The sequence below is a fragment of the Phyllobacterium zundukense genome (assembly GCF_002764115.1).
GTDB classification, from domain to species: domain Bacteria; phylum Pseudomonadota; class Alphaproteobacteria; order Rhizobiales; family Rhizobiaceae; genus Phyllobacterium; species Phyllobacterium zundukense.
The window spans coordinates 302055-323737 of the sequence record NZ_CP017942.1 but is presented as its reverse complement, the minus strand read 5'-3'; the positions used below and the strand labels follow the sequence as shown (position 1 = coordinate 323737).

The window sequence follows — 21683 nt, the reverse complement described above, 5'->3', positions numbered from 1 at the left end:
CTGAAGCGATCCTGCCGCCGCTTCTACAGTGCGACGATCGAGCCGGGGTGCTCGATCGTCAGCATTGCCTTAAGGTCAGTTTTTCACGGTATCCTCAAGGAAGAACCTTCCCAATGGGTTCTGGTAGAAGTTTTCAATGTTCTTGCGTGTGACGTTGATATAGGGGCTGTAGTAAAGGTCGATCCAGTTGACGTCGTCCTTGGCCATCTTCTGCAAATCTATATACATGGCTTCGCGTTTCTTCGGGTCCTGTTCCAGGCGGGCCGCCGCAACCAGATCCTTGACCTGGTCGTTCTTGTAACGGGTCATATAATTCATGTTGGTATCGTGGCCTAGGACGAATGTTGTCTTCTGGTCCGGGTCGAGAATGTCATTCGTCCAGTACATCACTGAAATATCGTAATCACCGGCGATCAGCATGTCCCAGCTCTGGCTTGGATCGACCTTCTGCAGGTTGACAGTCACGCCCGCTTTCTGCAGCTGCTGTTGCAAAAGAACGGCAATCTGTTCATCGGTTTCATTTCCTGCATTGACGACATAATTAAGCGACAATCCGCTTGCTCCGGCATCTGCAAGCATCTGCTTGGCTTTTTCCGGATCATAGGGACGCTGAAGATTGTCGGCATAATGGTAAAGCGAGCCTTTCGGAACGTAGGAATAGGCGACCTCACCGAGATTGAAAGTCACTGTGTCAACGATGGCTTTCTTGTCGATGGCCATATCCAGCGCTTGGCGCACTTCCTTCTTGGCCAGAGCACCATGCTCGTGATTGATCAAAAGGTGATCCTCACGTGTCGAGGTGTCGATTTCGACATGGAGGTTCGCGTCCTTCTTCAATTCCTCTACGCGGGAAAAGGGCACGAAAATCGCAGTGTCAAGCTGGCCGGCCTGGACGTTCAGCATGCGGGTGTTGTCATCGGGCACGGAAATCCACTCGACACCGTCGAGTTTGACCCGGTCCGCCTGCCAGAAATTCGGATTCTTTTCCAGGATGACGCGATCACCGCGCCGCCATTCCTTGACGACGAATGCGCCGGACGCGACCGGTTTTTCGGCAAATGTATCCTCGCCAAGTTCTTCCATAGCTTTTTGCGAGATCACCGATACATTCGGCAATGCCAGGGTGGAGAGGAAGGGGACGGATGGCGTCTTGAGCTTGACGACAAGCGTCTTGTCATCTTTTGCCTCGGCAGTTTCTATGACCTTGTAGGAGTCACTCCAGAGCGAGCCCTTGTTGTCGCGGATACGCAGCAAGGTATAGGCAGCATCCTTTGCCGTAATAGGCGAGCCGTCGGAGAACTTCGCGTCACGCATTATGAACGTATAGGCGCGGCCGTCTTCAGAGACCGTCCAGCTTTCAGCAAGGCCCGGCTCCAGTTTCGTGCCCGTTTTGTCGACACGCACGAGGACGTCGAACACATTTGAAAATACCCAGTTATCGACATTCTGTGCGGATTTGATCGGGTCGAATGTCGTACTGTCCTCACGCCTGCCAATGGTCAGCACACCCTGGGCCTCTGCGATGCTGGCACCGAATGTCAGCATTGCCAATGTCGTCACAATGCTGAGCCTCATCCATTTCCTGTTCATATCGGAAGTTCCCTTGTTGTTGAGTTCATGGTGATCGGGTGCTTTAGTCCCGTTGCAATATCGGCCCGGTCGGCTTGAATTTGCTCAGCCAGACGCGGTAGCCGCTTGTCGGGATTGATGTCCGGAATCGCACTGATGAGCGCGGCCGTATAGGGATGACGGGGATTTGCAAAAACTGCTTCGGACAGGCCTTCCTCGACAATATCGCCCCGGTACATGACGACAACCCGCTCACACAGATTGCGTACAATGGCGAGGTCGTGCGCGATGAAGATGAGCGTAAGGTTCATGCGCTCTTTAAGGTCGCGGAACAGATCGATGATCTGTGCCTGAATTGTCACATCAAGCGCGGCGACACATTCATCCGCAACAATCAGTTTGGGATTGACTGCCAGCGCGCGCGCAATGCCGGCGCGCTGGCATTGGCCACCACTCATGGTGTGCGGCTTTCTGGTTGCGAACGCACGCTCTAGTCCAACAAGATCGAGCAGTTGGTGGATCCTTGTCTGGATGCCGTCCGCGGGAACCTTGTCCTGGACCTTGAGAACTTCTGCCAGCATGTCGCCGATCGTCAGGCGTGGGTTGAGCGCATTGTACGGATCTTGAAACACCATAGCTGTTTCGCGGCGTAGTTTTGCCAATGCCTTGGTACGGTCCAGGGCAAGATCCGCGCCTGCGAATGTGACGTGCCCGGAAGTGAGTGGTGTCAGGCCGAGTATGGCGCGGGCAAGGGTACTCTTGCCGCTGCCGGATTCGCCAACAATACCAATCGTGTCACCAGCCATGACCTGCATGCTGACACCATTGACGGCAGTGATGAACTTTCCAGAACCGTTGAAGAGACTGGTACCAGAGGCAGGGAAACGCACGACAAGATCATCGATTTCGAGCAGTGGCGCGATTGGCGGACTGATTGCATCCGTCGTTGGCTCCAAGGAATGTTCTTCGGACGCATCGGCGATTCCGGCCGGCATGGAGGGATGACTGGCGATAAGACTTATCGTGTAAGGGTCCTTGGGTGCGGCAAGCAGTGATCGCTTCGGCCCGTGTTCCAGCAGTCTCCCCCCGCGCAGTACCGCAATGGAATCGCACGTCTGTGCGACAATGCCGAGGTCGTGGGTGATGAGGATGATCGACAGCCCGCGCTGGTCGCGAATATCCATCAGTAGGCGCAGGATTTGCGCCTGTACGGTCACGTCAAGGGCAGTTGTGGGTTCGTCGGCAATCAGGATCGTCGGGTTGCAGGAGAGGGCAATGCCGATCATCACGCGCTGGCGCATGCCGCCTGAAAACTCATGTGCGTAATTGTCGTACTGCCGCTTCGAATCTGGCAAACCGACCTGGCTCAGAATCTCGATGGCGGCTTTCCGCGCATCACGCTTTGAAGCCCCTTGATGATAGCGAATACCTTCGGCGATCTGCTCGCCCACCCGCATCACCGGATCGAGGTGGCTGGTCGGATTTTGAAAGATCATGCCGATGTCGCCGCCCCGGATCGCCCGCATGGCCGCCTCGTCCAGCCTTGTCAGATCGCGCCCCTCGAACATCACCGTACCGGCTGTGATCTCGATGGCACGGGACGGCAGCAATTGCACCAGCGACCGGCAAATCATGCTCTTGCCGGAACCGCTCTCGCCGACAAGGCCGAGAATCTCGCCCTGTGCGAGATCGAAAGAAACGGCATCGATGAGCGTGCGTGTTTCGCCTGCCAGTCTTGCGGTTACAGTCAACTCCTGGACTGATAGCAGGGGCGTGCTCATTCGCGCACCCCCAGTACTTCGCCAAGCCCGTCACCGAAGAGACTGAAACCAAAGGCCAGCACAACGATGGATAGGCCAGGAAAAAGGGTGATCCACCATGCGGTGCTGATGAAGCTCTGCCCTTCTGCAACCATGACGCCCCATTCGGCCAAAGGGGGCTGGATGCCGAGCCCAAGATAGCTGATGGCCGCTCCGTTCAGCAGAACGAGAACGGCGTCCGACATGGAGAAGACAATGGAGCCAGCCATGGCATTGGGAAGCAGGTGCCGGAACATGATCCTTGCATGGCTGAAGCCAAGGCTCACAGCAGCGACAGCATAGTCGCTATCCTTGAGCACAAGCATCTGTGTCCGGATAAGCCGGGCATAGGATACCCAGCCGACGAGCGCCATGGCGATATAGAAACTGCTGAGTCCCGGTCCAAGAATGGCGATGATCGATAGCATCAGGACGAGGAAGGGAAAGGCCAGAATGATATCGATTAATCGCATGAAGACGGTGTCGATAATTCCACCGAAATAGCCCGAGATCGTTCCGAGGACTGTTCCGATGAGGAATGGAAAGGCGACTCCGATAAAGGCGATTTGCAGATCTATGCGTGCGCCCCAGATAATGCGGGACAGAATATCGCGGCCGAAATTGTCGGTGCCGAACGGATGAAGAAATGATGGAGGAACAAGACGTAGATCGCCGTTCTGAGCAATGGGATCATAAGGCGCGATCATCGGCGCTGCGATCGCCATGAAAATGAAGAGTCCCAGGATGGCCATGCCTGCCGCAAGCGTCAATCGCTGGCCCAGCCACTGGCTCCAGCCAATGTTCGCCCTGAAGGCGTGACCGGTGCTCATAGCTTCACCCGTGGATCGATCGTCACTGTCAGAATATCGGCGACGAAGTTGACGAGCACCGTGCCGCAGGCAAAGACCATTGCCACGCCCTGAACCACCATGTAGTCGCGAGAGAATATGGCCCGCACCAACAACTGCCCCATGCCAGGGATGGCGAAGACTGTTTCGACGACCACGGTTCCACCGATCAGCCAACCGATATTGACGGCAAGGAGGTTGACCGCAGGGACCAGCGAGTTGGGCAGGACGTGCTGCCAGAATACGATGCTTTCGGGCATTCCGCGGGCACGGGCCGCGGTTGCAAGGTCTGATTGCAGCTCAATGACCATGCTGGCGCGCAGGCTGCGGGTCAGGACCGAGGAGAGGGACAGGGCGATTGTGAGGCAGGGCAAAATGAGATGGGCCAGCTTGTCGCCGAAGTTCTCGCCGTAGCCCGACACAGGCAGAATGCCGAGTTTGACGCTGAACAGGATTATAAGCATCAGTGCAAGCCAGAATGGCGGAAAGCCAATGCCCATCGTCGAAATGAGCCGGACAGCGTGATCCGGTATGCGGCCGCGATTGCGCGCTGCAATTGCTGCGAGCGGGATGGCAATCAGAATCGACAGGACAACACTGCAGAGGATGAGCGTGATTGTCGGCTCGATGCGGGTGGCGATCAGCTTCAGCACATCAATCTTGTAAAGTATTGATTTTCCCATCTCGCCATTGGCAAGGTTTTTCAGAAAGTAGAAATATTGCAGCCACAAGGGTTCATCCAAACCGTACTGCGCGCGAATGTTCGCGATTGCCGCAGGTGTGGAACGGGCGCCAAGCAGAACCCTCGCCGGATCGCCGGGAATGAGCCGCACCAGGATGAATGTGATCAGGCTGACGCCAAAAACAACGGGCAAAAACTGCAGGGGCCGATAAAGGATGAACTTATAGCGGTGCATCGGTTGGCACCCGGTTTTTGGTTTGACGCAATGTTGCCGAGTTCATAGAGCCAGCCTGTGGCGCGCGAGAAAGTCTAGCAGAACCGGATAATAGCTCTGGGGCTGTTCATAGAATGGCATGTGGCTGGCATTGGCAAAGACTTTCAATTCGGCATCGGGAAGGGCGAGTTTCATGCGCATGGCGCACGCGGGTGTAAGCTCATCGTGTTCGCCGACGGTGATGAGCGTTGGAACGGCTACTTTGGCAAGATACGGAAGCCGGTTCCAGTCTTTCAGATTACCGGTGTAGAGAAATTCATTGGGGCCTTGCATTGTGCCGTACGGACCCATGTTCCAATCATCCAGCGAGCGTTGTACTGGTGCCGGCCAGTCGGCCAGCCGGCAGACATGCCGGTAGTTGAGGATGGTGATCGCCGCCATATATTCGGGATGATCGAGCGTTCCCTGCGCTTCGTGCTTCTGCATCATGCCAACCGTTTCGGAACCCAGCGCCGACCGCAGGCGCTCAAGTTCCGAGACCAGATGCGGCATGTCGGCAACCGTGTTTTCAAGGATGAGAGTCTTCAGGTTCTGTGGATAGGTGAGGGCATAATCAATGGCAAGCCAGCCACCCCAGGAATGGCCGAGCAGATGCACCCTGCCAAGACCCAGCGCCTTGCGCACGGTTTCCGTCTCCTCGACGTAGCGGCCGATTGTCCAGAGCGAGGAGTCTTGCGGACGATCGGATGCACCGGTGCCAAGCTGGTCGAAGGCAACGACGCGAAAGCCGTGGTCTGCCAGACAGGAGTGGGCTTCGCGCAGATAATCGCACGGCAAGCCGGGGCCGCCATTGAGGCAGAACACCACCTCATCGCCTGTGCCGAAACTGTAGGCGATGACACGATGGCCATCGACCTGCACTTCGTGCCGTTCGTCAGGCTTCATTTCACGCCACATCAACTGTCTCCGAAACGCATATTTGCCTTGCTCAAGATTTGAGCATGGCTAATTTTTAGATATATCCGCACTCAACACCAGCTATAAGAAGTGATAGGGTCTGCTCCACCAGGCGGATTGCCTGGGTTTCTGATTGACGGGCGCACGGATGCTTAACGATATCGATCACATCAAACGGCAGTTCACCGCGCGGGCTACGCTGGAAGGAAGGATCGATGAAGCTTTCGAGGCGGTGAAAGCCTTCGGCTTCGATGCACTCATATATGATTATACGCCGGTTCCTTTCGACCACGACGGTGCCTTGATGATACCGTCGCTGCTCAAACTCCGAAATATCTCGGATGAAATGCGCGAATATTGGTGCGAAAGGGAATATTTCCGCATCGATCCGGTACAACAGCAGGCCATCGCGACAACCACGCCTTTTTTCTGGAACTACAGCGCCGAAGCGGACACGGTGATTAACCGGTTCATGAACGACGATCATGCGCCAGTCGTACATTATCTGCGCGAGCGGGACATGCTCTGCGGGACAACCGTTCCGATTCATTTGCCTCGCGGCGATTATGCAACGGTGACGGGCGTCCGGTTTGGTGCAGGCAGGGGCTTCGAGCGTGACGCTACCCGTCATATCGCCGATTTCGGTCTGCTGGCGCATGTGTTCCATGAGGCGGCATTTTCGGTATTCGATGAGGAGGCGCGAAGCTGTGCCACGGTTCATCTGACCGCAAGGGAACGTGAATGCATGCGTTACTCGGCAGATGGCCTTTCCGCCAAGGAAATTGCGCGCCGTATACAGCGTTCCGTGCCCACAGTCGTTATGCATCTCAATGCGGCGGCCAAAAAGCTCGGGGCAAAAAACCGGGTCCAGGCGGTTGTTCGTGCTGCCCATTACCGGCTGCTCGATTAGACCGAACCTTATCCTATAACTTATGATAGCTGCCGCCCGGTTTCCCGGCAGGCTATCCTTGTCTCCGTTGCCTGCGATTGATGGAGAAACGTGCAAATGGTCAGCTCGAAGGAAGGTTATCTGCCCTTTCGCGATTACCGCACCTGGTACCGCATAACCGGGTCACTTGACTCTTCCAGACTGCCACTCGTGGTCATTCACGGTGGACCGGGCTGCACGCATGACTATGTCGATTCCTTCAAACATATCGCGGCCGCCGATGGACGAGCCGTTATCCATTACGATCAACTCGGTAATGGCAACTCGACCCGTTTGCCTGAAAAGGGCGCGGATTTCTGGACGGTCTCATTGTTCCTCGAAGAGCTCGATGCATTGCTGAAACATCTTGGTATTCAGGACCGTTATGCGCTCCTCGGCCAGTCATGGGGCGGTATGCTCAGTGCGGAACACGCCGTGCTTCAGCCGGAAGGGCTGAAGGCGCTTGTTATTGCCAATTCCCCGGCCTCGATGCACACTTGGGTCGCGGAGGCCAACCGCCTGCGGCGCGAACTGCCCGAAACGGTTCAAGCCACACTTCTGAAACACGAGCAAGCAGGGACGCTGATGGACCCTGAATATCTTGCGGCGTCTCGTGTCTTCTATGACAGGCATGTTTGCCGGGTTGTGCCATGGCCGCCAGAGGTCGCCCGGACATTTGCGATCATGGACGAGGACTCCACCGTCTATCGCAATATGAACGGTCCGACGGAATTCCATGTCATTGGTACGATGAAGGACTGGAAAATTGTCGACCGCTTGGACCGGATCAAGGCACCGACGCTTGTGATATCTGGACGCTATGACGAAGCAACCCCGGAAGTGGTTCGCCCCTATGTCGACAATGTCCCGGGAGCTCGCTGGGTAGTCTTCGAGCAGTCCAGTCACATGCCGCATGTCGAAGAAAAAGAACTATGCCTCGCTACGGTCGCAGATTTTCTGGACTCCAGAGAAAAGTGAAAGTCACGGCCGTAGGGCGGTTCGACAGTTATCCTGCGTGAGTGGCGCTCGAACTGATCCAATTGAGCGTCTCCGTCCTACCCGTCTTGAAGGGATTTGGGTGTCACGAACCGTTGAAGTTGGCCGAGGTTTTCGCCTATGTCTGTCCAGCTTTCGACATCGAAATCGATCACAACAAGCCCTGCGGTCGGGTATTTTTGCTGAAGCCGTAACAGATCGGACTGGCGCGCCTCTCCAATAAACCTGAGTGCAAGTTCGTGGAAACCAGGATTGTGCCCGACGAGCAGAAGCACGTGAACATCGGGCCGCGTTTTCTTGATAATATCCATGATGTTGAGCGCAGGGGCATCGTAAATGCGCGGTTCGCGGTTTTGGGCGATATCCCGGGCAAAGGCAGCACGCACTAGCTCCCATGTTTCCCTGGCACGGCGCGCCGTCGATGTGATGACGAGATCTGGCAAGAGTCCTTCCTCCGCCATGTATATGCCCATCAGCGGGCTCGCCTGCTTTCCGCGTTTTGCTAGCGGCCGCTCATGGTCATCGACCCCTTCGGGCCAATCCGATTTGGCGTGACGCAGAAGCATGAGTCGGCGCATCAGAATGCTCCTTAATGTACCTGTCGGGCTGCCAATCGATATCCAGTAAAATTTTTATATGGCGATGTTGAAGCCGTCAGGTAGTTCACCAACATCGACGGTCTCGAATGTGACGCTGGAAACCGACGCCCCAGGCGGCCCTTGCCAGAATTGTGTCAACATCATCGAGACTGCCGCGTCGGGCCCGGCCATGAGGGCGGTTACCGTTCCATCATCTTCGTTGCGTACCCAACCCGTGAGCCCAAGCCGCGTGGCCTCCATCCGTGTCCAAACGCGAAAGCTAACGCCTTGCACCCTTCCTTGTATCCGTACCAGCATTGCCTTGCGTTTGTCTTCCACCGGAATCTCCTTACGGTCGTTTGCGGTGTGTGGAAGCTACTTAATGCTGCGAACGTCATTTTACTCCGCAAGCTTGTCAGTCGAGGTTTCGTAGAGGACTTTGCCCGAACTTGCGTCGACTCCGATAAGGCTTACATCATAGCCCCACAGACGGCGGACATGCCGCAAAGTGGCGTCGCGCGTGGTTTCGCCGAGAATAATGCCTTCCCGAACCGTGTGTTGTAGGCGCAACTGCCGATTACCCAGGAGATCAACATCGACGACCTGAATGTTTGGCTGGTTCATGCCGAGATCGTAGCTCCGGGCAAGCGTGCTGCGGACCTTTTCATAGCCACGCTCATTGTGGATCGATGCAACCCGATAGTGATTTTCTTTTGCCTCGTCATCCAGGGAAAATAGACGCATTTTGCGGATCAGAGCCGGGCTCAGATATTGAAGCAGGAAAGACTCGTCGCGGTGATTGGCCCACGCATCGAGCAAAGTCGCCCGCCAATCGCCATTGCCGGCAAATTCGGGAAACCAGTCGCGATCCTCGGAAGTCGGCTGCAAGCAGATGCGTTCGATATCCTGCATCATGGCAAAACCGAGTGCGTAGGGATTAAGACCAGAATAGCGCGGATCGTCGAACCCTGGTTGAAAGACGACGTTGGAATGGCTGTGCAGCATCTCCAGCAAATGGCCTTCGCTGATCCGGCCCTTATCGAAGAGCATATTCATGATGGTGTAGTGGACGAAAGTGGCGCAACCTTCGTTCATCACCTTGGTTTGCCGCTGCGGATAGAAATATTGTGCGACGATACGGACAATACGCAGGATTTCACGTTGCCAGGGCTCAAGGATCAGGCTGGTCTTCTCAAGAAAATAAAGCAGGTTTTCTTCCGGAAGATTGAGTGATTTCTTGCGCTCCAACGCATCCAGCTCCGCCTCCGTCGAATTCTCACTGTGTTTGGATTGCGGTAGCGTTCGCCACAGATCGCTGAAAACACGGTCCTCATATTCCAGCCGTTCGCGGACGCGTTCCTGTTCCCTTGCGGACGAAATGCGTGGTGGTCTCCGGTAACGGAATACGGCCTGATCCATCAGCGTATGGGCCGCATCTAGAATGGATTCCACTTCGGCGAAACCGTATCTCTCCTCGCATCGCGAGACATAACCCTTGGCGAATTCCATATAGTTCAGAATCGCGCTGGCGTCCGTCCATTGTTTGAACAGGTAATTGTTCTTGAAGAAGTGGTTGTGGCCGAATGATGCGTGGGCCGTCACCAGCGCTTGAAGCGCCATCGTATTTTCTTCCATCAGATAGGTGATGCAAGGATTGGAGTTGATGACGATTTCATATGCCAACCCCCGCCGCCCCTTGCGGTAAAGATAGTCTTCGTAGACGAAATGCTTGCCGAATGACCAGTGCTGGTAGATCAGAGGCATGCCGTTGGAAGAATAGGCGTCGAGCATTTGCTCGGATGAAATGATTTCGAGCTGGTTCGGATAGACATCAAGACCGAGGTCTCCGAGAGCGACCTCCTTGATCGCGTCGTAGGTGCGGGACAAGGTATCAAAGCTCCAGTCGGAGCCGTGAAACAGAAGGTCAGACGTACCCGCACTCTTGCTCATCTGTTATCGCCCTCAGCCGTTCTTCGCGGAAGCTGATTGCTTGGCGAAAAGCTGACGGAAGACCGGATAGATATCGCCAGGTTTCGCTATTCGCGTCATCTGAAAATTCCGCCAGTTTTCCCCGACCAGGCGATAAGAGCGCCATAGCGAAGTACCATTATCGGTTGACCGGAAGATAGCACTCTCGCGTTCATCAAGGATCTCGACATAAGCATAGTACTGGCACTGTTTCATCAGCTGGCTATTCAAAAGGTTGACACAGTGTTCTGAATCGCCCGCAAGGTTGTCGCCGTCGGACGCCTGGGCTGCATAGATGTTCCAGTCCCGGCTGGGATAGCGGTCAAGAATGATACGCTGCATCTCCTCCAGGGCTGTCGACACGACGGTTCCGCCACTTTGTGTACTGCGAAAGAATGTTTCCTCGTCGACTTCGTGAGCCTGATGCGTGTGACGGATGAAGACGATGTCGATGCGATCGTACCGTCGCTTGAGAAAAAGATGCAGCAAGACGAAAAACCGCTTGGCGAGGTCTTTCTCACGCTCCCCCATCGACCCTGAAACGTCCATCAGACAGAACATGACCGCATTTGCGTTTGGCAGTGGCATCGGCTCAAAACGATTGAACCGGATATCAACCGGGTCGATATAGGCAACCACCTTGCGCCTGCGCTGCAGGATTTCCAGCTCCAGGCGCAATTCCACCAGGCGATTGAATGTTGCAGTGCCGGGTTTTGCATGCTTCGCCTCGAGCTTTGCAATTTCATCGGCGAGGGCATCAACCTCGGCCAGCTTGGGGCGCCGCAAAGCGATGCGGCGTCCGAAGCTGTTGCGCATCGTCCGTCCGACATTGATGTTGGTTGGTGCTCCGGCGATTGTAAAGCCGGCGCGGCGCGGCTTGAAGGTGACTGCTTCCTTCAAACTCGACTTGATCATGTCCGGAAGTTCCAGATCTTCGAAAAAGAGATCGAGGACCTCCTCGCGCGACAGCACGAAACGAAAATCGTCCTCCATCTCGCCTTCGGACGCAGCTCCCTTGCCCGCGCCTGTCCCGCCGCCTTGACCTGGCTTGGGGAGCCGGTCACCGGAAATGAATTCCCGGTTGCCCGGCAAGACATGTTCCCGCCGGCCGCTGCTGCGATCCTGCTGAAAAGTCGGCTCGCTAGTGCCGTCTATGGGGAAGGGCACGGTGTGGCCGGCGTCGACGTCGACGATCTTGCCTGCCTTTATCTGCTCATGGACGGCACGCTTCAACTCTACGCGCGCGCGTCGCAGAAAGCGTTGGCGGTTGCTGAGGCTTTTGTCCTTGGGATTCAGGCGGCGATCGATGAAGCTCGGCATGCAAACACCTCTCCTCGGCGATCAGCCGGCCTTATTAACCCGCATATACCAGTCGACCAATCGGCGAACCTGCCTCTCCGTATAACCGCGTTCTACCATGCGCTGAACAAATTCCGTATGCTGTTTCTCGCTAGCGCCGTCTTTTTTCGAGCCAAAGCTGATGACCGGCAACAAGTCTTCGACCTGGCCGAACATGCGTTTCTCAATGACCTCGCGCAGCTTTTCGTAGCTCGTCCACGATGGGTTGCGGCCATTGTTCTTGGCTTTGGCACGCAAGGTGAACTTCACCACCTCGTTGCGAAAATCTTTTGGATTGGCGATGCCAGCCGGCTTTTCAATCTGCGACAATTCACTGTCGAGAATGCCGCGGTTGAGTATTTGACCAGTATCGGGATCCTTGTAGTCCTGATCCTCGATCCATGCATCGGCATAGGCGATGTAGCGGTCGAACAGGTTTTGACCGTATTCGCTGTAGGACTCCAGGTAGGCCTTCTGGATTTCATGACCGATGAATTCGGCGTAGCGCGCTGCAAGCTCCGATTTGATGAAATCGAGATAGTTCGCTTCGATTTCCTGAGGGAACTGCTCGCGTTTGACGGATTGCTCCAGCACATACATGAGATGAACGGGATCGGCAGCCACTTGCTTGGTGTCGTAGTTGAACGTTTCCGAAAGTACCTTGAAGGCAAAACGGGTGCTGATGCCGTTCATGCCCTCGTCAACACCGGCTGCATCGCGATATTCCTGCACCGATTTCGCTTTCGGATCGGACTCCCGCAGATTCTCGCCGTCGTAGACGCGCATCTTGGTGTAGAGCGGTGAGTTCTCATGCTCTGCCAAGCGTGTCGACACGGTGAAGCGGCTCAGAATTTCGAGCACCTCTGGTGCGCAAGGATTGTTGAGCAATTCGCTTTCACGCAGCAGTTTCTCATAGATTTGCTTTTCTTCCGTGACCCGTAGGCAATACGGAACCTTGACGACCGACATGCGATCGAGAAACGCCTCGTTGTTCTTGTTGTTCTTGAACTGCAGCCACTCGGATTCGTTGGAGTGAGCCAGGATGATGCCCTGGAATGGAAATGCGCCGAAGTTCTCGGTTCCGTTGTAGTTGCCCTCCTGGGTCGCCGTCAGAAGAGGATGCAGCACCTTGATGGGTGCCTTGAACATCTCGACGAACTCGAGCATGCCCTGTGTCGTTCGGTTCAATCCGCCGCTGAATGAATAAGCGTCAGGATCAGCCTGACTAAAGTTTTCAAGCTGGCGAATGTCGACTTTGCCGACGAGGGAGGAGACGTCCTGGTTGTTTTCATCACCGGGTTCTGTCTTGGCGATGCCGATCTGGCGCAGCCGGGACGGTGTAAGCTTCACCACACTGAATTTCGAAATGTCACCTGCGAATTCGTCGAGCCGTTTCGAGGCCCATGGCGAGATCAGGCCGTTGAGGCGGCGCCGGGCGATCCCGTACTTGTCTTCCAGAAGACCGGACATTTTGTTGGGATGAAAAAGACCAAGCGGCGATTCGAAAATCGGGCTGATCTGACTACCGGCCTTCAGTGTGTAAATCGGCCGGTGTTCCATGAGCTGCTTCAGTCTCTCGGCCAGCGATGACTTGCCGCCGCCGACGGGGCCGAGCAGATAGAGGATCTGTTTGCGCTCCTCAAGGCCCTGGGCCGCATAACGGAAATAGCCCACGATGCGCTCGATCGTATCTTCCATACCGTAAAAATCGGCGAAAGCCGGATAGATCTTGATTGTGCGATTTAAGAATATGCGACCGAGACGTTCATCAGTGCTGGTATCGATGAGTTTCGGCTCACCAATTGCATCCACCATTCGTTCGGACGCAGTGGCAAACATGCGCGGATCATTGCGGCAAGCGAGGAGATATTCCTGCAGGCTCATCTCTTCCTGCTTCTCGCTGCTGTAGATTTCAGAGAAGAGACTAAATACGTCAGACGCTTGCGTAGTCATGTCAACCTCCAGCCGCATGCAAATTCAAAGGAATTTGAGCTGAAGGGGCCGCCCCTCCGCTCCGAGGATTGCATGCCGAACGCTTACAGTGTCGGATGAGTCGCTGCACTGCGCAAGACACTGATTGCAGTATTATTGTGTAGTTGCAATCAAGACACGCAGATGTGTCCTTTATTAGATGACGATCACCCTTCGCCGCCATGTCCCTCTTAAGGTTATGTAGGAAGTGCAATTACTAAAGGGTATGGGTTGCGAAAAAAAATTTGCACAAAAGTGTTGGACGGCACCTACGTCCTGACGGCCCATACACTATTCAAGCGGTCTGGGCGCAAACGGCGACAGAATTCCGAGATAGGGCTTGGCTAGCGGCGCGGCATAGGCGCCGCGCTTGCTTGTCTTGAGGCCAAGAGTGACTAGGTTTTCGGCAAGCTTGACGGCCGCACTGACACCATCGATGACCGGCACGCCGTATTCTTCCTGCAAATGTCGGGCGAGATCAGCCATCCCGGCGCAGCCGAGGACGATGGCTTCCGCTGCATCAATCTCAAGCGCCTTCTCGATTTCCGCACGAAGCTTCTTCAATGATCCAGACGAGGGATCGTCGAGGGACAGCACGGGTATGTCCGCTGCACGCACGGTGGCGCGTTCCGCCATGCCATAACGGTGCACCAGACCCTTCACCGGCATGATCGACCGTTCCAGCGTGGTGACGATGCTAAAGCGCTGGGCAACCAGCGCAGCCGTCGCCACAGCGGCTTCGCAGATACCGAGAACGGGAATTGATGCCATGGCCCGCGCCGCATCGAGACCCGTATCATCGAAACAGGCAATGATCGCCGCATCGGCGCCTGCTGCCTCACCTTCGGCAATTTCCTTGAGAAGGCCCGGAACGGCAAAGGCTTCATCATAATAGCCTTCGATCGACACCGGTCCCATGCGCGACGTTCTGGCAAGGATCGCGGTCGCCGGATTTGCCACGGATTGCGCCGCTCCCTCGATCAGGGTCGTCATGCTGGCAGTCGTATTGGGATTGACGACGAGAATGCGCATTTTTGTGGTTTATCCGATGCGAGCGCGGCGGCGGCCGACGACAATAATCGCTGTTAGGGCGATGAAGATGATCAGGAACGAAAAGACTGTTGTGACGGTGCCGAGCGCGTAGAGGACCGGTGTAGTGACATTCGTCGTCATGCCGTAGATTTCCAGCGGTAAGGTATTGAAGGTGCCAGCCGTCATGAGGGTGCGCGCAAATTCGTCATAGGAGAGAGTGAAGCCGAACAGGCCGACGCCTATCAGACTTGGGGCGATCATCGGCAGCACGACGTGGCGGAAGGTTTGCCATGAGGTGGCCCCGAGGTCGCGTGCGGCCTCCTCATAGGCAGGTGAGAAGCGGTTGAAGACCGCGAACATGATGAGAACGCCAAATGGTAGGGTCCATGTCAGGTGTGCGCCAAGGCCGGACGACCACCACGCAGGCCTGATGCCCAGCACCTGAAAGAACAGACCGATGCCGAGGCTGATCAGGATCGAAGGCACGACGAGGCTGGAGATCGCCAGATAAAACAGGAAGGTCGAGCCCCTGAATTTGCGACGAAAAGCGAGACCCGCCAGCAGCGAAACCACAACGGTGATGGTGGTCGTCATCAGACCGAGGACCATCGAGCGGCGGAACGAGCCGCCAAAATCACCGACGGCCTGCTGTTCGAAAAGATTGCTGAACCAATGGATGGAGGTACCGTTCATCGGGAATGTCAGTCCTCCGGACGGCCCCTGGAACGACAAGATGAAAATCGTCGATAGGGGGCCGTAGAGGAACAGCACGAACAGCGTGAAGAAGAATGCGAGAATGTAGAATTCGCGGGATCGCTTTTCCGATTGCACGTCAGAGCTCCTTGCGAATGTCGACGACGCGAAGGATGGCGGCGACAATTAACAGGACGACGATCAGCAGAATCACGGCGTTGGCGGCAGCAGCCGGATATTGCAGCAATGAAATTTGGTTTGACATCATCAAGCCAACCGAGGCGCTCTGCCCGCCCGACATGAAGCGGACAGTGATGAAATCACCCATCACAAGCGTGACGACAAAAATCGAGCCGATAGCGATGCCCGGCTTGGCCAGCGGAATGATGACGTTGGTGAGCACCTGAAAGCCGGAGGCACCAGCGTCGCGCGCCGCCTCAATCAGCGAACGATCAATGCGCATCAGCGTGTTGAATATGGGTGTCACCATGAACAGCGTGTAGAGGTGCACCATGGCAAGGACGACGGCGAACTCGGAAAACAACAGGAATTCCAGCGGCTTCGGGACAATGCCAAGCTGGATCAACGATGAATTGATCAGTCCATTGCGGCCGAGAAACGGCACCCAGGAGATCATGCGGATGATGTTGGAGGTCAGGAACGGCACGGTGCAGACCAGGAACAATATCATCTGCATGGTTGCCGAGCGGATATGAAAGGCAAGAAAATGGGCGACCCAGAAGCCGATGACCATGGTAAGCGCCCAGACGATCACCGTGAATTTCAATGTGTTCAGATAGGTCTTCCATGTCACCCACGAACCGAGGGTCTCCGTATAGTTGAAGGTGACAAAATCGGGATAGATCCGCACGGAATCATAGTCCCAGAAGCTGACCATGCCGATGGTCAGGATCGGCAGGAGCAGGAAGAGGCCGAGGATTACCGCCAGCGGCGTAGCCTGAAGATAGGAGGAGAAGGATGAACCTCCATCGCGCCGGATCTTGCCGGCTGTTTTGGGGTTCGCCCGTTCGCTCTCCGAACTTATGGATGTATCGTCTACCACTATTGCTGCCATGGCCTGTTTCCCTTGGGAACTGTGGCCGCCCCTTGCGAGAGACGGCCAGTCGCGTACATCAAGCGGCGATGAACTCGTTCCATTTGCGGACCATGTAGCGGTCCTCGTCCATGACCGAATTCCAGCAGGCAACCGCACCCATGCGAGCTTCGAAGGCACCGCCATCGCGTACCGCACCGGCCTTTTCCATGACCTTGCCGTCGGGCGCGACGATGTCGCCCGCCGCAGCCTTGCCTTCCATCCAGTAACCCCATTCATCGGCGGTCATGAATTTCTTGGCGGTTTCGGGTGCGGCGGAATAATAGCCCTGGCGATTAAGATAGGCGCCGACCCAGCCCGAGAGATACCAGTTGATATATTCGTAGGCCGCATCAAGTTCGATACCGCTCAGATGCTTGGCAAGGCCGAGACCGCCGCCCCAAGCACGGTAACCTTCCTTCAGCGGCTGGTATTTGCAGGCGATGCCCTTGGAACGCACGGCAGCAACGGCTGGTGACCACATGGACTGGATTACGACTTCCCCGGATGCCATCAGATTGACGCTCTCGTCGAAGGTCTTCCAGAATGAGCGGAACTGGCCGTCGCCCTTCGCCTTGATGAGGAATGCGACCGTCTTATCGATCTCCTCCTTGGTCATGTTACCCTTGTCGCCATATTTGACGACGCCCATGGACTCGCAGATCATCGCTGCATCCATGATGCCGATCGACGGAATATTGATGATCGACGCCTTGCCCTTATAGGCCGGGTCCATGATGTCGGCCCAACTGCTAATGTCCCGGCCAACCAGATCAGGCCGGATGCCCAGTGTGTCCGCATTATAGATGGTTGGAATCAGCGTCATCCAGTTGGTGGGGGCGGAAGCGAACTTGACCGAATCCGCACTCTCAACGAAGCCGACGGTATGGGGGGCGGTGCCCTGTGCGATCTTGCTTTCGGGGGTCAGCTTGCCGGTGATGAAGAGCGGGGCGATCTTGTCGAAATATTTCATCTTCGACACGTCCATCGGCTGCATCACGCCGGCCGGAAAGACCTTCTTGGCGATCCAATATTCGATATCGGCGATGTCATAGCTGTCCGGCTGGGTAACGGCGCGCTGGGTTACCGCATCGGAATCGAGCGCCGTCATCTGCAAGGTGAAGCCCAGATCTTCCTTCACCTTATTGGCGACGTCATTGAGATTGGAAACACCGGTGCCGAACTGGCGCAGCGTTACGTTTTTGATGTTCTGCGCCCAGATGGTCGGAAACCCGGTGATTGCACCCGAGCCGGCAGCGAGGCCGGCTGCTGCAGCGCCGGTCTTGAGAAATGTGCGGCGGCTCAACCCTGATTTGCTGTTGGTTGTGTCTGTCATTGTCAATTCCCCTTTTTGTTGATTGGTTTCTTCAAGAGTCGAGACGGCCAAGGATGATGGCGTCGTTGATGTCCCAGGCGAGCGGGATGGCATCGCCCACCGAAACAGGCCTTTCAAAGAAGGCTTGATCACTGACGATGACCGTGAAGTCATCGATGCCAGCACCGGTGACCGAGAGTTTTACGGACGAGCCGCGATATTCGATATTGGCGACAATGCCGGTGAAGCCGAAACCAGGGGCTGCTGCATCGCTGATGCGAACGCGATCCGTACGGACGCCGATGTCGATGGGCGCGCCGGGTTCTGCCTCGCCCGAAGCGCTGAGGAAAATGCCGCCTGGGATCTCGAACGTGACCAAATCGTTCACACTCGTCGTCACGTATCCGGATATGACATTGTGGTCACCCATGAAACGGGCCACGAAAGCGGTGGCCGGTCGTTCGAATACGGTGCGCGGGTGTGCTGCCTGTTCGATCTTGCCGTCGTTCATGACCACGATCAGATCGGCGAGGGCCATGGCCTCCTCCTGGCTATGGGTTACATGCACAAAAGTTATGCCCAGATCAGTCTGGAGCTTCTTCAATTCCGCACGCATGCGGATCTTGAGGAATGGGTCGAGGGCCGATAGCGGCTCGTCCAGTAGAAGCGCTTCCGGGTCGGTGATCAGCGCGCGGGCGAGCGCGACGCGCTGTTGCTGCCCGCCAGAAAGTTGGGCCGGGCGGCGCGTTGCGTAATCGTCCATCTGCATAAGCTTGAGCATTGTCAGCGCCCTGGCGCGGCGCTGCTCTCTATCGACGCCCTTCATCTTCAGGCTGAAACCCACATTGTCCACGAGGTCAAGGTGCGGGAACAGCGCATAGGACTGGAACATCATCGCAGTTCCGCGCTTTGCCGGCGGAGAATCCGTTACGACCTTGTTTCCGAGGCGGATATCGCCGCTTGAGATTGTTTCGTGTCCGGCAATCATGCGCAGCGTCGAGGTCTTGCCGCATCCGGACGGGCCGAGAAGGCAGCAATAGGTGCCGGCCGGTATTTTCAAGCTGATCGTGTCGACGGCCGTGGTGGCGCCGTAAATTTTGGAAACAGAAACAATATCGATTTCAGCGGCTTTGCCCATGAAGCATTCCCTTTCTGACTGAAAGAGACATTGCATGTATCGTGCCAATTCTTGCGTTGCGGGCTAACTCCCTGAAATCTTTGCCTCAATATTTACGGAAGCAGGATTGGCTGTTTCGTCACGATGCTGCGACGCACAAAATATGTTCACGTTTTCAATCATCGATGAAATTGTATGCAATCTTAATATGTACCGTGTGCAATATTGGGGCTGGCCTCGCGCTCAAATCGCGCTAAAAGGAATCGAGCAGACAGGATGTGACAATGAATTCAGCGGATGGCGCATTGCCGGTGCAGGAAGACGTGCAAGATGATCGGGCGCAGGTTATTCGCGACGCCCTGCACGATGCCATTGTCGAACGGCGGCTTTCGCCCGGCGCGAAGCTTGTCGAGACGGAAGTCGGTGAGTTGTTCGACGTCAGCCGGACGGTCGTGCGGGCTTCGCTGCAGATGCTGGCTTTCGAAGGGCTGGTGAAGATAGAGCGCAACCGTGGTGCCTTCGTCGCCCATCCTTCGCCGGATGAAGCGCGCCAGATCTTTGAGTCCCGCCGCGTGATCGAACCGGATATTGCTGAGCGGGCCGCAGAACGGATGACTGAAGCCGATATCAGGATGTTCCAGGCGCATTTGAAGGAAGAGCAACGTTTGCTCGTCGAGCGTGGTCCAAATGCGCGCCGCGCAGCAATCAAGGCGTCCGGCGAATACCACCTCATGCTGGCGTCGGTCGCCGCGAACCAGATCCTTGAACGCTTCATGCGAGAACTGATCGCCCGCTCGTCTCTCGTCATCGCGCTTTATGGGCAATCCGGTGCCTCAAGCTGTGCGAGATCCGAACACGCTGATATCCTCGATGCACTTGTTGCGAGGGATGGCAAAAAGGCAGCCGAGGCGATCCGGCATCACATCGACCACATTGAGGAAGACCTCGATTACAAAGTCACGAGTAACGCGCCATTGCGGCAGGCCCTGCGTCTCTAGCAGTATTATGTCGACGGCGCCGCGGCTTACTCCCGTAAATACCAATCAGGCGTGAAGTGGCTGATCGCGATTGTGGCGCCTCCGGAATAACCGCTGAAAACAACCTCGCGATGGTAGTTGGCTTCATTAATCTAAGGCTATCGTCGGTAAACAGATGATTAAGCGGAAAGGAAACCACGCCCAGACCGACAATCGTGAAAGCTGCTCTCTGGCAAAGTACCGACAATCAGCGTATGTTTTGAATTGTGCAGGTTTAGGTCCCTTGGCCCCGCCCTTTGCACGGTGCCACTGGTGCCTTTCCCGCTCCGAACGAGATTGGGAGAATTGTTCATGGCACAATTTCATGTGATAGCTGGTGCGAATGAAACGAACGTCTATCCTGACGTCCGTAGAATTAGTGTGGCAGATGTTTTTGCTGCGCTTCGCGAGGGGCTCGATGACTTCTGGGACAAGCCCTCACATTATGTTTTTCTCTGCCTGATTTACCCGATTGCCGGATTGGTTCTCGTGCGCTGGACATCGGGCGCCAATCTTTTGCCGCTGCTTTTTCCTTTGATGTCCGGTTTTGCATTGATCGGACCGTTTGCAGCGCTCGGCCTTTATGAGATCAGCAGGCGCAGGGAACTCAATCTCGACACGTCCTGGAAACATGCGCTCGAAGTTCGGCAGTCTCCGGCGATACCTTCGATTGTGGCTGTGGGTGTCATGCTCCTCGTGCTCTTCGTTGCCTGGATATTGGTAGCACAGGCCCTCTATACGAACCTCTTTGGTCCGCAAGCACCGGAATCCATCAGCGCCTTCGTGAATCAGGTTTTCAACACCTCGGAAGGCCAGAGGATGATCCTGCTCGGCAACGGGATCGGCTTCGTCTTTGCAGTCGTCGCACTTTGCACAACCGTAATCGCCTTTCCGCTCCTGCTCGATCGTGATGTCGGTGCGTTGGCGGCAGTGGTCACATCGGTAAAGGCAGCGTGGATCAACCCCGTCCCGATAGCGCTCTGGGGATTGATTGTTGCAGCCCTTCTCCTGGTTGGCTTCCTGACGTTGTTCGTCGGCCTAGCCATCTTCATACCAGTGCTCGGACATGCGACGTGGCACCTGTATCGCAAGCTCATAGTACCTCTGCCGCGTGATGTTTTGAGCCAGGCAAGGTAAACTTCATTTCGCTTTGGAAGATTGAAACGGCGCGGCGTTGAAAAATGCCGCGCCGAAGCCGTGAGGCTTAAGGCGCTGCGCCAAAAAATACCAGCCGCGTGAGTAGCGTGTAATTCGCTTCCGAAACCATCAACGCCACGAAGACGAGCACCAATACCGGTGGAAGTAGGATGGCATAGATCAAAGCCAGGCGCTCCCATGCCATATGCATGAAAATCGCCACGATCAACCCCGCCTTCAAGACCATGAAGATCAGGATCAGCGTCCATCTGAGGTAACCCTGCACGTGAAGGTAGTCCACGAGGTATGAAAAGAAGCTGAGAACGAATAGCAGGCCCCACACGGCCAGGTATAGCTTGATGGGGTGTTGCTGATGGTCCTCCGCGTGGACCGCAGGTTGTGCGCTATGTGTTGCGGGCTGTGCCATGACTT

20 protein-coding genes are annotated in these 21683 nt (G+C 55.8%); 4 read left to right on the top strand and 16 right to left on the bottom strand.

The window, feature by feature from the left end:
* Nucleotides 1–75: 75 nt before the first annotated feature.
* The 5 genes from BLM14_RS24605 to BLM14_RS24585 are packed head-to-tail and all read right to left on the bottom strand — an operon-like array spanning nucleotide 76 to nucleotide 6069.
* Nucleotides 76–1590, bottom strand: a complete 1515-nt coding sequence (locus BLM14_RS24605) for an ABC transporter substrate-binding protein (RefSeq protein ID WP_100002576.1) — start codon at nucleotides 1588–1590, stop codon at nucleotides 76–78.
* A complete protein-coding gene (locus BLM14_RS24600) occupies nucleotides 1587–3350 on the bottom strand; it encodes a dipeptide ABC transporter ATP-binding protein (RefSeq protein WP_100002574.1) in 1764 nt (587 codons plus the stop codon). The genes BLM14_RS24605 and BLM14_RS24600 overlap by 4 nt, the downstream gene beginning before the upstream one ends.
* On the bottom strand, nucleotides 3347–4198 hold the full coding sequence (locus BLM14_RS24595; protein ID WP_100002572.1) for an ABC transporter permease: 852 nt from the start codon (nucleotides 4196–4198) through the stop codon (nucleotides 3347–3349). Before BLM14_RS24595 ends, BLM14_RS24600 begins: the two co-directional genes overlap by 4 nt.
* Nucleotides 4195–5133 carry an ABC transporter permease gene (locus BLM14_RS24590; protein ID WP_100002570.1) on the bottom strand — a complete coding sequence of 313 codons (939 nt, stop codon included), beginning with the start codon at nucleotides 5131–5133 and terminating at the stop codon, nucleotides 4195–4197. Before BLM14_RS24590 ends, BLM14_RS24595 begins: the two co-directional genes overlap by 4 nt.
* A 42-nt stretch (nucleotides 5134–5175) precedes the next feature.
* A complete protein-coding gene (locus BLM14_RS24585; RefSeq protein WP_100002568.1) occupies nucleotides 5176–6069 on the bottom strand; it encodes a proline iminopeptidase-family hydrolase in 894 nt (297 codons plus the stop codon).
* A gap of 148 nt (nucleotides 6070–6217) precedes the next feature.
* Here BLM14_RS24585 and BLM14_RS24580 point away from each other — a divergent pair, with 148 nt between their 5' ends.
* Nucleotides 6218–6979, top strand: coding sequence for a helix-turn-helix transcriptional regulator (locus tag BLM14_RS24580; RefSeq protein WP_100002567.1), 762 nt, complete (start codon nucleotides 6218–6220; stop codon nucleotides 6977–6979).
* A gap of 96 nt (nucleotides 6980–7075) precedes the next feature.
* Nucleotides 7076–7975, top strand: a complete 900-nt coding sequence (locus BLM14_RS24575; protein ID WP_418314271.1) for a proline iminopeptidase-family hydrolase — start codon at nucleotides 7076–7078, stop codon at nucleotides 7973–7975.
* A gap of 77 nt (nucleotides 7976–8052) precedes the next feature.
* Here the strand turns inward: BLM14_RS24575 and BLM14_RS24570 are convergent, their stop codons facing one another.
* The 10 genes from BLM14_RS24570 to BLM14_RS24525 all read right to left on the bottom strand — a co-directional run bounded on the left by BLM14_RS24570 (nucleotide 8053) and on the right by BLM14_RS24525 (nucleotide 19119).
* On the bottom strand, nucleotides 8053–8571 hold the full coding sequence (locus tag BLM14_RS24570) for a SixA phosphatase family protein (protein ID WP_100002563.1): 519 nt from the start codon (nucleotides 8569–8571) through the stop codon (nucleotides 8053–8055).
* Nucleotides 8572–8625: 54 nt separating this feature from the next.
* Complete coding sequence (locus tag BLM14_RS24565) at nucleotides 8626–8889, bottom strand: acylphosphatase (protein WP_100002921.1); 264 nt, start codon at nucleotides 8887–8889, stop codon at nucleotides 8626–8628.
* 81 nt (nucleotides 8890–8970) lie between these two features.
* A complete protein-coding gene (locus BLM14_RS24560; RefSeq protein WP_100002562.1) occupies nucleotides 8971–10521 on the bottom strand; it encodes a SpoVR family protein in 1551 nt (516 codons plus the stop codon).
* Between the two features lie 12 nt (nucleotides 10522–10533).
* Nucleotides 10534–11859, bottom strand: a complete 1326-nt coding sequence (locus BLM14_RS24555) for a YeaH/YhbH family protein (protein ID WP_100002560.1) — start codon at nucleotides 11857–11859, stop codon at nucleotides 10534–10536.
* Between the two features lie 21 nt (nucleotides 11860–11880).
* Nucleotides 11881–13830: a PrkA family serine protein kinase gene (locus BLM14_RS24550; RefSeq protein WP_100002920.1), complete on the bottom strand. Its 1950-nt coding sequence runs from the start codon at nucleotides 13828–13830 to the stop codon at nucleotides 11881–11883.
* Between the two features lie 309 nt (nucleotides 13831–14139).
* A complete protein-coding gene (locus tag BLM14_RS24545; protein WP_100002558.1) occupies nucleotides 14140–14880 on the bottom strand; it encodes an aspartate/glutamate racemase family protein in 741 nt (246 codons plus the stop codon).
* A 9-nt stretch (nucleotides 14881–14889) separates the two neighbouring features.
* Entirely contained in the window at nucleotides 14890–15711 is an 822-nt protein-coding gene (locus tag BLM14_RS24540; protein WP_100002556.1) for an ABC transporter permease, read from the bottom strand.
* A 1-nt stretch (nucleotide 15712) separates the two neighbouring features.
* Nucleotides 15713–16648 (bottom strand): ABC transporter permease, encoded by a 936-nt coding sequence (locus BLM14_RS24535; protein WP_100002554.1) that lies wholly within the window; start codon nucleotides 16646–16648, stop codon nucleotides 15713–15715.
* Between the two features lie 58 nt (nucleotides 16649–16706).
* Entirely contained in the window at nucleotides 16707–18002 is a 1296-nt protein-coding gene (locus tag BLM14_RS24530; protein ID WP_100002552.1) for an ABC transporter substrate-binding protein, read from the bottom strand.
* A 31-nt stretch (nucleotides 18003–18033) separates the two neighbouring features.
* A complete protein-coding gene (locus BLM14_RS24525) occupies nucleotides 18034–19119 on the bottom strand; it encodes an ABC transporter ATP-binding protein (protein WP_100002550.1) in 1086 nt (361 codons plus the stop codon).
* Between the two features lie 263 nt (nucleotides 19120–19382).
* On the opposite strand from BLM14_RS24525, the gene BLM14_RS24520 reads away from it, so the two are divergent.
* Both BLM14_RS24520 and BLM14_RS24515 read left to right on the top strand, forming a co-directional pair.
* Nucleotides 19383–20096 (top strand): GntR family transcriptional regulator, encoded by a 714-nt coding sequence (locus BLM14_RS24520; protein WP_100002548.1) that lies wholly within the window; start codon nucleotides 19383–19385, stop codon nucleotides 20094–20096.
* Nucleotides 20097–20426: 330 nt separating this feature from the next.
* Nucleotides 20427–21251 carry a DUF2189 domain-containing protein gene (locus tag BLM14_RS24515; RefSeq protein WP_100002546.1) on the top strand — a complete coding sequence of 275 codons (825 nt, stop codon included), beginning with the start codon at nucleotides 20427–20429 and terminating at the stop codon, nucleotides 21249–21251.
* 67 nt (nucleotides 21252–21318) lie between these two features.
* Here the strand turns inward: BLM14_RS24515 and BLM14_RS24510 are convergent, their stop codons facing one another.
* Nucleotides 21319–21678 (bottom strand): cytochrome C oxidase subunit IV family protein, encoded by a 360-nt coding sequence (locus tag BLM14_RS24510; RefSeq protein ID WP_100002544.1) that lies wholly within the window; start codon nucleotides 21676–21678, stop codon nucleotides 21319–21321.
* Nucleotides 21679–21683 lie beyond the last annotated feature (5 nt).